Origin of the sequence: Chryseobacterium ginsengisoli, assembly GCF_039542325.1 — a bacterium.
GTDB lineage: Bacteria > Bacteroidota > Bacteroidia > Flavobacteriales > Weeksellaceae > Chryseobacterium > Chryseobacterium ginsengisoli.
Map to the genome: position 1 here is coordinate 50240 of NZ_BAABHX010000007.1, position 14415 is coordinate 64654.

Sequence of the window (14415 nt, forward strand, 5' to 3'; positions counted from 1 at the left end):
TAATCAAATATTAAGAAACAGCATTGTTTAATGTTAAACAAAATATTATGTTAATAGTTTAAGTTGTATTAAAGGTTTAATAATGATTGTCTTAAGCCTATTCTATTTAAATTGTTATTTCAAACATAGTTTTCTTTGTTTATATTGTTTAAAAAATTATGATTTATTAACAGGTATAACTAAAATAATTTTATATTTGGGTTATATAATAATAGTCTATGAAAAAAATATTAGTATCAACTGCATTATTGGCAGGTGTTCTATCTTACGCAGGAGGCTTCAGGGTTTCTCTGCAAGGGGTAAAGCAATTGGCAATGGCACATACCAGTGCGCATGCTGAAGATGCGAGTGTGGCATTCTTCAATCCTGCGGGTATGTCATTCATTCCTTCGAAACTAAGTATTGTTGCAGGAGGATTTGGAGCGAGTAACAAAGTTACTTTTCAGAATTTAAACACTTTGCAAAGTACAGAAACTGATAATCCGATGGGAACGCCTATTTATGCGGCGATTACTTACAGACCAATGGAAAAATTATCAGTTGGTTTCAGTTTTTCAACTCCTTTTGGTAGTACTATTGAATGGCCAAATGATTGGGAAGGAAAAGAAATGGTTCAAAAACTTGAACTGAAAAGTTTCTACTTCCAGCCGATGGTTTCATATAAATTTAATGATTGGTTGGCTTTTGGAGCAAGCTATATCTATGCAAGAGGAAATGTAAATTGGGATAAAGCCGTTACTCAATTCGGAGGACAGCTTAATCTTGATAGCAAAGCAAGCGGACACGGATATGGATTTGGTTTCTATATGAGACCTGATCCGAAATTGGATGTAAGTATTGCCTATCGTTCACCAGTGGATATGAAAGCTAAGGACGGAACGGCTACATTTAAATTCCCGTCAGCTTCTATTTATCCGTTGTTAGGATTAGATCCTTCAACCGGAACAGACAGTTTCTCTGCAACTTTACCTTTGGTAGAAGAATATACAATAGGTTTAACATATAAGATTACTCCGAAATGGTTGGTTTCTGCCGATTTTAATTATCATGGATGGTCTAGATACAGCAAACTGACTTTGGATTTTGCGACAGCACCTGTTGGAAATCAAGCAGATCCTACAGTTTCAGTTTCACCTAAAAACTTTAGAAATTCTAAAACTGTAAGATTAGGAACTCAATATGCATTCACTAATATGATCTACGGACGTTTAGGTGCTTATTATGATGAATCTCCTTATGGCGATGATAATTTTATTGCAGAAACTCCATCGTTTAATACATATGTTGTAACAGGCGGGCTTGGATTTAAGCTAAAACAATTTGGAGTTGACATTGCAGGAGGTTATGCAATGCCACAGGCAAGAAATGTTAACAATAAAGCTCTTGGCTTTTATGGACAGGCTAAAGCTACAGCGTTCTATTTAGGTTTAGGTTTATCTTACAACCCTTTTTAATTGAAAGACTATGAAAAAAATTATAATTTCTACATTCGCTATTTCCGCACTTCTTTTTACGACGAGTTGCGAGGATGATTTTGATAAAGACGTACAGGATATTGTTGTAACTAATGGAGAAGCAAATTTTTCCAATTATATTTCCATTGGAAATTCATTGACATCGGGATATAGAGATAATGCTTTATATATTGACGGGCAGAATGAATCTTATCCAAACATTATTGCAGGGCAAATGAAGCTTGCAGGCGGAGGAAACTTCGTACAGCCTTTAATGGCTGATAATAATGGAGGTTTAGTTTTGGCAGGAAACGTAATTCAGGCTACTAAACTTTATATTAAGTCATTTACAAATGGTTCTCCGGATATTGCAAATGTTGCAGGAACTCCTACTACAAATGTTTTAACTAAAATTACGGGACCTTTGAATAATTTTGGAGTTCCGGGTGCAAAATCATTTCATTTGGTAGCTGCAAACTATGGAAATCCTGGAGGAATTTTGTTGGGAACAGCAAATCCTTATTATGCGAGATTTTCATCAAGCAATACTTCATCTGTTGTAGATGATGCAGTAGCAAAAAGTCCTACATTCTTTTCTTATTGGATTGGAAATAACGATGTTTTAAGCTATGCTACAAGTGGTGGAGCTGGTGTAAACCAGACAGGAAATATAAATCCTGCAACATATGGTTCTAATGATATCTCTGATCCAAATGTGGTTGCAGGAGCAATCAAAGCTGGATTGGATAAATTAAAAGCCGGAGGTGCTACAAAAGGTGTTATTGCAAATATCCCTTATGTGACATCTATTCCGTTTTTTACAACTGTGCCTTACAATCCATTAACTCCTACTGCGTTAGGTGCAAATCTAACTACATTGAATACAAGTTTGTATGGGCCATTAAAACAAGCTTTAACAGCTTTCGGAGCTGGAGACAGAATTAATTTACTTTCTTCTACATCTTCAAATCCGGTTTTAATAAAAGATACTTCTTTACCCAACTTATCTGCGCAACTTACTGCTGCTCTTACTCCTTCATTAGGAGTTCCTACTGCAACAGCTTTCGGACAAATTTTCGGACAGGCAAGACAAACTACAGTAGAAGATTATATTCTTCTTACTTCAAGATCTGTCATTGGAACTACTGTGACGGGAGCTCCTTCGCCGGTTAATGTATACGGAATTTCTTATCCATTGGAAAATCAGCATGTTTTATCTAAAACAGAAGCGGCGGCTGTAAAAACAGCAGTTGATGCCTACAATACAGCAATCAGAGGATTGGCAGATTCTTATGGGTTGGCATTCGTAGATGCTAACAATAAAATGATTGATCTTAATTCTCAATCAGGAATTTCTTGGGATGGAGTAAAATATTCTGCAAAATTTGTAACAGGAGGAACTTTCTCACTTGATGGAGTTCACCTTACAGGTAGAGGATATGCTATTGTTGCCAATGAATTTATTAAAGCAATTAATAAAAAATACAGATCTACGCTTCCACAAGTAGATCCTAATAAATATTCAGGCGTAAAATTCCCATAATATTTATAAAAATAAAAACTTAGAAACCACAAGACCAATTCTTGTGGTTTTTTTTTAAATTTGCAAAATCTTTAAAAAGTAAAAATGGCCGAGCAACAAAGTTATCTATTTTCGACAAGAACTAGTAAGGAGCTAGCAGAAAAAATTGCCCAACACTATGGGAGAGAATTGGGAAAAATCAACTTTCAGACGTTCAGTGATGGGGAATTTGAGCCTGTTTTGGACGAATCCGTAAGAGGAGGAAGGGTTTTCTTAATTGGATCTACATTCCCTCCGGCAGATAATCTATTAGAGCTTCTTCTAATGATTGATGCTGCGAAAAGAGCTTCTGCAAAGAGCATCACCGTTGTGCTTCCTTACTTCGGACTTGCAAGACAAGACAGAAAAGATAAGCCAAGAGCGCCAATCGGTGCCAAATTGGTTGCAAATCTTTTAACTGCAGCAGGAGCAACAAGAATCATGACAATGGATCTCCATGCGGATCAAATCCAGGGATTCTTTGAAATTCCTGTGGATCACTTGTATGCTTCTACAATTTTTGTGGATTACATAAGAGATCTAAACTTAGAAAACCTTACGATTGCTTCTCCGGATATGGGAGGTGCGAAAAGAGCTAAAAACTACGCAGGTCACCTTGGTGCAGATGTAGTTATTGCTTATAAGGAAAGAAAAAAAGCCAACGTTGTAGAAGAGATGTTCCTTATCGGAGATGTAGTAGGAAAAAATGTTATTCTTATCGATGACATGATTGATACTGCGGGAACGCTTTGTAAAGCTGCAGATATCTTGATGGAAAAAGGAGCAAAATCTGTAAGAGCAATGGCGACGCACGGAGTTCTTTCAGGAAAGGCTTATGATAATATTGAGAACTCAAAATTATTGGAAGTTATTGTAACTGACTCAATTCCTGTAAAAAATAATTTGTCAACTAAAATAAAAGTGCTATCTTGCGCCCCATTATTTGCGGACGTTATGAAGATGGTTCATGAGCATCAGTCAATTAGCAGTAAATTTGTTATTTAATTGATTTTTAGTTGTTTGCAAATTAAAATTAAAACAATTTTTTAAATTTTTATAAATGAAATCTATTACAATTCAAGGTACAAAAAGAGAAAGCGTGGGCAAAAAGTCTACAAAAGCTTTACGTGATGCTGAATTAGTTCCTTGTGTTGTTTACGGAGGTGGTGAGCCATTGAACTTTTCTGCAGAAGAGAAAGCGTTCAAAGGTTTGGTATATACTCCTGAAGCACACACGGTATCTATTGAAATCGACGGACAGGTAATTCCTGCTGTTCTTCAAGATATTCAGTTCCACCCAATTACAGACAAAATTCTTCACGCAGACTTCTACCAATTATCTGACGATAAGCCAGTAGTTATGGAAGTTCCTGTAAGAATCACTGGTCGTTCTAAAGGTGTTGTAGCTGGTGGTGTTTTACGTCAGTCTTTCAGAAAATTGAAAGTAAAAGCTATTCCTGCAAACTTACCTGATGAGGTAGTTGTAGATGTTACTCCGTTAAGAATTGGTAACAAACTTTATGTTGGAGGTCTTAAGACTGAAGGATATTCTTTTGTACACCCAGACAACGCAGTTGTAGTAGCTGTTAAGATGTCTAGAAATGCAATGAAAGGAGGAGCAGTAGTTGAAGATGATGAGGATGAAGAAGAAGTTGCAACTGAAGAAGGAGCAGCTCCGGCAGCAGAAGAAACAACTGCAGCAGAATAAGGATACTTATTTAAACAATATAGAACCTGTCAATTTTTTGACAGGTTTTTGTTTTTTTTAGATTGCATCTATAATCGATTTCATTCAATATCATTTCGGAAAAAAGCCGTAAATTTGAAGAGTTCTAAATAAGAGCGCTTTAATTTAAAAATTTAATAAATGTTTGACATTCAGGAAATCAGAAGTCAGTTTTCTATATTAGACAGGCAGGTTAACGGTAAACCTTTGGTTTATTTAGATAATGCAGCGACATCTCAAAAGCCAAATTCCGTTTTGGGGGTTTGGAATCAATATTACACAGAGCTTAACGCAAACGTACATAGAGGAATTCATACATTAAGTCAGTTGGCTACGGAAGAAATGGAGCTTTCAAGAAGAAAAATCCAGAAATTCATTAATGCTGAACATGATTTTGAAGTAATTTTTACAAAAGGAACAACAGAAGGATTAAATCTTATCGCTTATATTTTAACTCAAAAATTAAAAAAAGACGATGAGATCATTATCTCTTATCTGGAGCATCATTCGAATATTGTTCCGTGGCAAATGCTTTGTGAAAGAACCGGGGCAAAATTAAGAGTTATTCCAATTGATGAAAACGGAATTCTTCAGTTGGATAAATTCGATGAATTTTTAAGTGAAAAAACGAAAGTTGTTTCTGTAAATCAGGTTTCAAATGCTTTGGGAATTGTAAATCCTATCGAAGAAATCATTGCAAAAACCAGAAAAAATACAGATGCATATATTGTAATAGACGGAGCTCAGTCTGCACCACATTTTACAATTGATGTTCAGAAAATGGACTGTGATTTCTTTGTTTTCTCAGGACATAAAATGTATGCTCCGATGGGAACTGGAATTTTATACGGAAAACAGGCTGTACTTGAAGATTTGCCGCCATTTCATGGAGGAGGAGAGATGATTGCGGTATGTTCTTTTGACGCAACAACTTATGCAGGACTTCCTTTTAAATATGAGGCAGGAACACCAAATGTTGGTGGAAATATTGCTTTAGGAGCTGCGGTAGATTTTATTCAGAAAGTTGGGCAGGAAAATATTCAGAATCATGAAAATGCTTTGCTGGAATATGCTCAGAGACAACTTTTAGAGCTTGAAGGAATAAAAATCTATGGTGAAAAAGCCAACAGAACCGGAGTTGTTTCTTTTAACCTAGAAGGTGTCGGAATTGCTTCTGATGTCGGGATGATTCTCGATAAATTAGGAATTGCAGTAAGAACAGGGCATCACTGTACACAGCCAATTATGGATTTCTTTAATATTGCAGGAACGGTAAGAGCAAGTTTTGCAGTTTACAATACTTTCAGTGAGATTGATGTATTGGTAGAAGGTGTTAAAAAGGCGCAAAAGATGCTAAGCTAAAATAAATTTTAATTAATACAATAAAAGGCTTCTAAATTTTTAGAAGCCTTTTTTGTTTTGAAATTGTGTTAAAAATTAATTATTCGGTATAATAAAGATTTATGGATTATTAATCACTAATTTTACACCACCATTAATAAAATATTATCATGAAAAAATTATTATTACTTTTTTTGTTTGTTTGCTCCTTTAGTGATGCACAAATATTTTCGGAGAATTTCAATGCAGGAACAATACCTGCCGGATGGACAACTGATAATCCCAATACTACTTTTAACTGGGGAGTGGGAGCTCAAAGTGGTTTTGCTTCATTTCCGAATGGGGCAGCTTTTTTTGATGATGACGATGCGGGACCAAGCGGAGTTAATTCCAATGCGAGATTAGTTTCACCAATAATCAATCTTACAGGGGTTACAAATCCTAAATTATCATTTAAATATGCTAATATGATTTATAATCTTAATACGACTCTTAAAGTTGAAGCATTTAATGGAACTTCCTGGGTTCAGGTGTTCACTTTTTCCGGAGAGGCAGGAGATTGGACTATTGATTTTAGTACTCTTACCTATGTTCTTGTGACGTATGCAAATGCCACAAATATAGATTTGACACCATATGTAAATGCTAATTTCAGGCTTAGATTTGTTTATGATGATGTAGGAGATTATTCGTTTGGAGTAGTGGTTGATGATGTTTCGATTGTTGCAGGCACTGCTTTGGCAACTTCTGATATTTCACTTCAGGATAAGTTCGAAATATATCCCAATCCTGTAAAAGATAATCTTTATATTAAATCTGATCTTAGATCTGACTCAAAAATTTCAGTGACTGATATGTCCGGAAGATTGGTAAAAACTTTCACCAGAAAATCAGATTCTTATAATTTATCAGATCTTCCGAAAGGAAATTACATGATCTTAATTGAAAATGAAAAAGGAAAGGTCACTAAAAAAATCATAAAACAATAAAAATTATAATTTCGGAAATTTAAAACTTAAATTAAAATAAAACGGTCGGAAAAATACTTTCTGACCGTTTTTGTTTAAACTTATGTGTCTTTTAGTTAAGATCGGATTCGCACATTTCCATAGGAACCAGACATTTTGTTGATGTACATGGATTTCCGGTTGGAATTTGCAGACAACAGGCATGATAACCGTTGTAAGTAATGTGATAGGTATTCGCGGGACAAGTATGACCGCCTAAAATCTGTTTTAAATTTTCTCTTTGAATTTTCTTTAGATTTTTCATAATGTTTTGTTTTATAGTGATTTGTAATTATTCACTAATGTAAGAAAAAATATAACTCAATCTGATATTATGATGAGAAATTCTTTATTAATGTTAATTTTGAATTTTATAATCAAAAAAAACAAAAAAAATTTTTTAATGTGTAACCTTTTCAGTTTTTCACTGTCTTACTAGTAGAAACAAATAATTATGAAGCTTTTGTTCGGAAATAAAAAAGATGATTTGTTAAGCCGCCTGAAAAAACAGGATCCGGCTGCACAGAAAGTTTTTTATGATCAGAATGTAAAGAAATTTCTGAGTGTAAGCAGAAGTTACATCAGCGATCTGTATCAGGCGGAAGATTGTCTCATTAAAGCATTTTGCAAAATTTTTAAAAATATTGAAAGTTTTCGCAGCGAGGGAAGTTTTGAAGGCTGGGCAAGAAGAATCGTGGTGAATGAATGCCTGAACTTTATTAAAAGTCATAAAACAGTTTTTTATCTGGATGATATTAATCAATCTTATCTGGAGGAAATTCATGAAGAAGATGTCGTTTTTGATTTTAATGCGCAGGAACTTCTGGATCAGCTTCCGGACGCTTACAGAATGGTTTTTAACCTGTATGTTTTTGAAGATTATTCGCATCAGGAAATTGCGGATGCACTGCAGATTTCAACGGCTGTGAGCAAAACGCAATTATTCAGAGCGAAAGAAAAGATGAGAAAAATTTACTTTCAACAACAAAAAGCATTGAAAAATGAACACTACTAAAAATAATATAGAATATCAGATCAAAAAACAGATCGAGGAAAGAGAAATAGCTCCTTCACGAGATTTATGGACTGAAATTCAAGCCCAAACTCCGATAAGTTCTTCTAAAACGAAAGTTAATTGGTTTTTGGTGGCAGCTTGTCTTATTTTAACATTCAGTTTAGGTGCTGTTCTGTTTTTTAATAAAGAAAATAAACCAGACCTGAAATCTAAAATTGCTGTTGAGAATAAGAATCCGGAAATTCAGGAAAATAAACCTGCAGAGATAAAATCTCCCGAAGTTATAGAGCAAGATCAAAAAGAATCTGTTGCGATACAAAATATTTCTCATGACAATAAAGCTCAAACTTCCAATTCGAAAGTTGCAGTACAGGAAAAACCATTGCCTTTAACGAAAGAAAATGCTCCCGAAATTATATCAAATATTTCTAAAATCGAACCGGAAAAAGTCATTGCTCAGTCCGATTCTGCAAAAATACCGGCGAGAAAGAAAAAATATGTAGATCCGTCAACTTTACTTTTCTCAGTTGAACATAAAGATGTGATCGAAAAAACGAAAGGAGTAACCAATGTTGCGACAATCGATCTGAACGGAAAATAATCTTTTTAATAACTAAAACTTAATAATATGATCAAGAAATTTATCATGATGGGATTCGTATGTCTCGTTTCTACATCAATTTACGCACAAAGAAAGCCAATAGTAAATCTTCAGCCAAAAGAAGACACAGAAGTGAGTCCGATTGTAAAAGAAAAAGTGGACGAATACGCCAAAAAAATCGATGCCATTATTCAGGAAGAGAAAAAATTGATGGAGGCAGAATTGCTTATTCTTCAGGCAAAAAATCTCGATAAGGTAGAATTTGACAAGCAAAAATCAGTCATTGCCGATCGTTTTTCTGAAAAAATAGACCAAAGAATTGAAGAATTGGGTTTCGATCTTGATAACGTGATCCAAAAGCAGGTAAGATATTCTCTTCTTAATTCGGATGTGACATCTAATGAAGAATTGAAAGCAAAATTATTAAAGAAATTCAGACCTGTAAAGAATTTTTCCGGTTACATTTCATACGGAATCATGAACCTTACCAATGATAAGGCAGATAATATTTTAGATAAAAATTTAGGTTACGCAGGAAATTTTGAATTTGGATTAAAATTCAATTATCAGTTTGGCAGAACAAGTCCGTGGGGATTAATTTCCGGAATTGGTTTCTCATGGAGAACTTTGAATATTGATAATAATATGTTTTTCATGAAAGATATAAATGCCGATGTTTTTCTTGCAAACTTTGACAAAAATTTAAGCAAAAGTAAGCTTAGAACGGGATATATCATGGTTCCTCTAGGTTTACAGTATAATTTTTCTAAATTGAAAAATGCCGGAATGGATATTCAGTACAGAGATTACCAAAAAGGATTCAAAGTAGGAGCGAATGTTTACGGAGGGGTAAAAATGGCTACCAATAATATCATAAAAGGAGACGGAATCAGTGACAGAGGAAGAGAGAATTATCAGGTGAGTCCATTTATTTATGGAGCTCAGTTTACCGTTTCTTATGATGATTTCAGTATTTTCGTAAAAAAAGATTTCGGAAATTTCTTTAAGGATAACAAGTTTGAAAATGATAAAGCATTGGTTTTTGGTGTAGCACTTTGGTGGTAAAATCATTGAATATTTTTATCTGAAACTTACCATGAATAACTTAATATTATATAAATGATCTTTAAAAATGTATTAGCTCTGTTTTTTATTTTGGGTTTGTCAGTTCATTTCAATGCACAAAAAGCAAAGACTTCACAGGACAGCATCAATGTATTTTATGATCAGTTGTTTTCCAATCTGAAAAAAGCATATTTACATAGAAAATCTGTTGAATGGAAGTCAGTTGAATCTGAAACCAAAGAAAATCTGAAAAATTACAGCAATTTTAAAAATTCTTTAAACGAGATAAAAGTATTGTTTGAAAAAATAGGAGCAACGCATTGTACTGTATATAAAGATCAAAACAGATATTCTGTAACAACAAAGATTCCGCCAAAAGAAAGTTTCAGCGAGCAGTGGAAAAAGAAGTTTGATACAAAACCGGGCTTTGAAGTCAAAGTAATTGATGGAAAATACGGATATATTTTAATGCCAAAAATATCTTTTTCAGATATGAGTGCAGACAATATTCATAGAGTAGCGCAACCTTTATATGATCAAATTGCAGACATTAAGAGTAAAAATAAACTCGAAGGCTGGATTATCGATTTGCGTTTTAATACAGGTGGAAATTCGGAGCCAATGCTTTTGTCGTTATATGATTTTCTTGGAAGTAATGAAGTTTGGGGCTCACTTGATGTTGACAAAAAACCGGCATATAAAATAAAGCTTTCAAATGGAACATATATGTATAACTCTAAAAAATTATCTTATATAAATCCTAAAGGAGAATTATTAGACAATGCAAAAGTTGCGGTGATTACAGGTTTACTTACGGCAAGCTCAGGAGAAATAACGGCATTGGCATTTAAAGGAAGACCAAATACTGTTCTTATCGGAGAAGCTACTTTAGGCTATACCACAGGAAATATCCAGGCAAAATTACCTTTTGGTTTTGAGATGGCATTAACGACTTCTTATGACAGCGATCGAAACGGAGTTTATTACGAAAGAATTGTTCCGGATATTGCAGTTGCCAAAGGAGATAATTTTGATGATTTCCTTTTAGATAAAAATATTCAGGAATCTATAAAATTCTTTCAAAAATAGTTTTAAGCACACATTACATTCATAGATAAATTGATAAAAACGCCGAAAAAAAAATTTCCGGCGTTTTTCGTACAATATTTAACTTTTAAATCTAATTTTCTTATTTCAGGCTTCCTACCATATCTTCAGGTTTTACCCATTCGTCGAACTGTTCAGAAGTTACAAATCCAAGATTAATGGCTTCTTCCTTCAAAGTTGTTCCATTTTTGTGAGCGGTTTTTGCAATTTTTGCTGCATTTTCGTAACCGATGTGAGTATTCAAAGCGGTTACTAACATCAGAGATTTGTCAACCAGTTCTTTAATTCTTTCAATATTAGGTTCAATTCCAACTGCACAATGATCATTAAATGAAATACATGCATCTGCAATTAATTGAGCCGATTGTAGGAAATTGTAAGCCATGACAGGTTTAAAAACATTCAATTCATAATTTCCTTGAGTTCCCGCAAAAGAAATTGTTGTATCATTTCCTAAAACCTGAGCGCAAACCATTGTCATCGCTTCATTTTGTGTAGGATTTACTTTTCCCGGCATAATTGAAGAACCTGGCTCATTTTCCGGAATGTGAATTTCCCCGATTCCGGAACGAGGTCCGGAAGCCATTAATCTGATGTCCTGAGCAATTTTATATAAAGAAACCGCCAATTGTTTTAAAGCTCCATGAGATTCTACGATGGCGTCGTGAGCAGCCAAAGCTTCAAATTTATTTTCAGCCGTTACAAAAGGAAGATTGGTAAATTTTGCAATATATTCCGCCACTTTTACATCGTAACCTTGAGGTGTATTTAAACCGGTTCCAACCGCAGTTCCGCCCAAAGCAAGCTCAGAAAGATGAGGTAAAGTGTTGTTTAATGCTTTAATTCCATAATTCAACTGAGCAACATATCCTGAAAATTCCTGACCTAAGGTTAAAGGTGTTGCATCCATCAAATGCGTTCTTCCGATCTTAACAATATCTTTAAAAGCTTCTGATTTCTCTTTTAATGTATCTCTCAATTTTTCAACCGCAGGAATTGTTGTTTCAACAACCTTTTTGTAAGCCGCGATGTGCATTGCTGTCGGATAAGTATCGTTGGACGACTGTGATTTATTCACATCATCATTCGCATGAATTTCAGATTTGTCACCTAAATTTCCACCGTTGTTGACATGTGCTTTGTTGGAAATCACTTCATTCACATTCATATTAGACTGTGTTCCTGAACCGGTTTGCCAGATTACCAAAGGAAATTGATCATTCAGTTTTCCTTCAAGAATTTCTTCGCAAACTTTTGCGATCATATCTCTTTTTTCAGCCGAAAGAACTCCCAGATCTGTATTGGTAAAAGCTGCAGCTTTCTTTAAATAAGCAAAAGCTTCAATAATTTCATGAGGCATAGATCCTTCCGGACCAATTTTAAAATTGTTTCTAGAACGCTCCGTTTGTGCACCCCAAAATTTATCTGCAGGAACCTGCACTTCACCCATAGTGTCTTTTTCTATTCTGTAATTCATTGTGATTGAAATTTTTATTTAGTTTTAATTTAACCACAAAAGGAACAAAAGATTGAGTTTAAACTTTAACAATAAAAACTTTTAAAGTTCACAAAATGAAAATCATAGATTTTCAAAAACTAACGTGTTCTTCTAAAGCAGTATTTATTAAACTTAAAATACTAAAGTGTTAAAAACTTTTGTGTCTTTTGTGGTTAAAAATATGTTCGTATAAAGTTAATGAGAAATGAAAACCCCTGCAATTTATAATCATTATAAATATCAACCTAAATCACTGATTTTGCTCATGTTTTTTTGTGTAAGCCGTATTTTTGCACCGAAAAATTGAAAGTAAATGGAATTTAGATATCAGGATCCGTATCCGATTCAGAAAGATGATACGGTTTACAAGAAGCTTACATCAGATTATGTGAAAGTTGAAAAACATGGAGAAAGAGAAATTTTAACGATTGATCCAAAAGGTCTTGAACTTCTTGCAGAAGAAGCAATGGCGGATGTTTCTTTCATGCTTCGTTCGTCTCACTTAGAAAGTCTTAAAAGAATTATCGACGATCCTGAAGCGACTGATAATGACAGATTTGTTGCTTATAACTTGTTGCAAAATGCTGCAGTTGCTGCGGAAGGAGCTTTACCTTCTTGTCAGGATACAGGAACGGCGATTGTTATGGGTAAAAAAGGCGAGAATGTTTACACAGGCGTTGAAGACGGTGAATATTTAAGCAAAGGAATCTACAATACCTATCAAAAGAGAAACTTGAGATATTCTCAGGTTGTGCCTTTAACAATGTTTGATGAAAAAAATTCAGGGTCAAATCTTCCTGCGCAGATTGATATTTATGCTAAAAAAGGAGATTACTACGAGTTTTTATTTTTAACAAAAGGAGGAGGTTCAGCCAACAAAACTTTCTTATATCAAAAGACAAAATCTTTATTAAACGAAAAATCTCTAGAAGCTTTTGTAAAGGAGAGAATTTCAGATTTGGGAACAGCGGCTTGTCCGCCTTATCACTTAGCTTTGGTTATTGGTGGAACTTCTGCGGAAGCCAATTTAGCTGCGGTGAAAAAAGCATCTGCAAAGTATTACGACAATCTTCCGACTGAAGGAAACGAAGCTGGACAAGCGTTCAGAGATTTGGAATGGGAAGCAAAAGTTCAGAAAATTTGCCAGGAAAGTTCAATCGGGGCTCAGTTTGGCGGAAAATATTTAACACACGACGTGAGAGTAATCAGATTGCCTCGTCACGCCGCTTCTTGTCCTGTCGGAATGGGAGTTTCTTGTTCGGCAGACAGAAATATTAAAGGAAAAATTACCAAAGACGGTATTTTCTTAGAGCAATTGGAAGAAGATCCTAAAAGATTTTTACCGGCAACACCGCCACATTTGGAAGAAGCAGTTGAGATTGATTTGAATAAACCGATGCCTGAAATTCTGGCTGAACTTTCAAAATATCCAATCAAAACCAGATTAAAATTAAATGGAACATTGATCGTTGCAAGAGATATTGCTCACGCAAAAATCAAAGAATTATTGGATGCAGGACAGCCAATGCCTGAATATTTCAAAAACCACCCGATTTATTACGCAGGACCTGCAAAAACTCCGGAAGGAATGGCTTCAGGAAGTTTCGGACCTACAACTGCGGGAAGGATGGATGTTTATGTAGATGAATTCCAAAGTCACGGCGGAAGTATGGTGATGTTGGCAAAAGGTAACAGAACTGCAGATGTTACTAACGCTTGTCATAAGTACGGAGGTTTCTATATCGGTTCGATTGGAGGTCCGGCTGCAATTTTAGCAAAAGATAATATTTTGTCTGTTGAAGTTGTAGATTTCCCAGAATTAGGAATGGAAGCGGTAAGAAAAATCGAGGTGAAAGATTTTCCTGCATTCATCATTACGGATGATAAAGGAAATGATTTCTTTGCTAATCTTGCTCATTAATATTGATGATATTGGATTAAAATTTTAGCAGAATAATTGTAAGTCTAACTTCTAACATCTAATATCTAACCTCTCTATTTAGTTTAAAATCAAAATAAATAATAAAAATAGGACACATA

Annotated in this window: 13 protein-coding genes; 11 read left to right on the forward strand and 2 right to left on the reverse strand. The window is 34.6% G+C overall.

The features are described 5' to 3' along the window. The first annotated feature begins 218 nt into the window (after positions 1 to 218). The 6 genes from ABD940_RS18215 (at position 219) to ABD940_RS18240 (ending at position 7071) form a co-directional block, all read left to right on the forward strand. On the forward strand, positions 219 to 1454 hold the full coding sequence (locus tag ABD940_RS18215) for an OmpP1/FadL family transporter (RefSeq protein WP_345207135.1): 1236 nt from the start codon (positions 219 to 221) through the stop codon (positions 1452 to 1454). A 10-nt stretch (positions 1455 to 1464) separates the two neighbouring features. Beyond that, positions 1465 to 2997, forward strand: coding sequence for a G-D-S-L family lipolytic protein (locus tag ABD940_RS18220; RefSeq protein WP_345207137.1), 1533 nt, complete (start codon positions 1465 to 1467; stop codon positions 2995 to 2997). An 84-nt stretch (positions 2998 to 3081) separates the two neighbouring features. Beyond that, positions 3082 to 4020 carry a ribose-phosphate pyrophosphokinase gene (locus tag ABD940_RS18225; protein ID WP_345207139.1) on the forward strand — a complete coding sequence of 313 codons (939 nt, stop codon included), beginning with the start codon at positions 3082 to 3084 and terminating at the stop codon, positions 4018 to 4020. Between the two features lie 55 nt (positions 4021 to 4075). After that, positions 4076 to 4723 (forward strand): 50S ribosomal protein L25/general stress protein Ctc, encoded by a 648-nt coding sequence (locus ABD940_RS18230; protein WP_345207141.1) that lies wholly within the window; start codon positions 4076 to 4078, stop codon positions 4721 to 4723. A 159-nt stretch (positions 4724 to 4882) separates the two neighbouring features. Continuing rightward, the gene (locus ABD940_RS18235) at positions 4883 to 6103 is read left to right on the forward strand and encodes an aminotransferase class V-fold PLP-dependent enzyme (protein WP_345207143.1); all 1221 of its coding nucleotides are present in this window, start codon (positions 4883 to 4885) and stop codon (positions 6101 to 6103) included. A 149-nt stretch (positions 6104 to 6252) separates the two neighbouring features. Continuing rightward, entirely contained in the window at positions 6253 to 7071 is an 819-nt protein-coding gene (locus ABD940_RS18240) for a T9SS-dependent choice-of-anchor J family protein (protein ID WP_345207145.1), read from the forward strand. A gap of 91 nt (positions 7072 to 7162) precedes the next feature. On the opposite strand, the gene ABD940_RS18245 is transcribed toward ABD940_RS18240, so the two are convergent. Continuing rightward, positions 7163 to 7354, reverse strand: a complete 192-nt coding sequence (locus ABD940_RS18245; RefSeq protein ID WP_345207147.1) for a bacteriocin-like protein — start codon at positions 7352 to 7354, stop codon at positions 7163 to 7165. Between the two features lie 189 nt (positions 7355 to 7543). On the opposite strand from ABD940_RS18245, the gene ABD940_RS18250 reads away from it, so the two are divergent. Genes ABD940_RS18250 through ABD940_RS18265 form a run of 4 tightly spaced genes read left to right on the forward strand, consistent with a single transcriptional unit; the run spans position 7544 to position 10859 of the window. Further along, complete coding sequence (locus ABD940_RS18250; RefSeq protein ID WP_345207149.1) at positions 7544 to 8104, forward strand: RNA polymerase sigma factor; 561 nt, start codon at positions 7544 to 7546, stop codon at positions 8102 to 8104. Further along, positions 8091 to 8705 carry a hypothetical protein gene (locus tag ABD940_RS18255; protein ID WP_345207151.1) on the forward strand — a complete coding sequence of 205 codons (615 nt, stop codon included), beginning with the start codon at positions 8091 to 8093 and terminating at the stop codon, positions 8703 to 8705. Before ABD940_RS18250 ends, ABD940_RS18255 begins: the two co-directional genes overlap by 14 nt. Positions 8706 to 8732: 27 nt before the next feature. Beyond that, complete coding sequence (locus ABD940_RS18260; protein ID WP_345207153.1) at positions 8733 to 9770, forward strand: outer membrane beta-barrel protein; 1038 nt, start codon at positions 8733 to 8735, stop codon at positions 9768 to 9770. A gap of 54 nt (positions 9771 to 9824) precedes the next feature. Beyond that, positions 9825 to 10859 (forward strand): S41 family peptidase, encoded by a 1035-nt coding sequence (locus tag ABD940_RS18265; RefSeq protein ID WP_345207155.1) that lies wholly within the window; start codon positions 9825 to 9827, stop codon positions 10857 to 10859. Positions 10860 to 10959: 100 nt separating this feature from the next. On the opposite strand, the gene fumC is transcribed toward ABD940_RS18265, so the two are convergent. After that, on the reverse strand, positions 10960 to 12354 hold the full coding sequence (gene fumC, locus ABD940_RS18270; RefSeq protein WP_345207156.1) for a class II fumarate hydratase: 1395 nt from the start codon (positions 12352 to 12354) through the stop codon (positions 10960 to 10962). A gap of 334 nt (positions 12355 to 12688) precedes the next feature. Here fumC and ABD940_RS18275 point away from each other — a divergent pair, with 334 nt between their 5' ends. Next, a complete protein-coding gene (locus ABD940_RS18275) occupies positions 12689 to 14296 on the forward strand; it encodes a fumarate hydratase (protein ID WP_345207158.1) in 1608 nt (535 codons plus the stop codon). Positions 14297 to 14415: the final 119 nt, after the last annotated feature.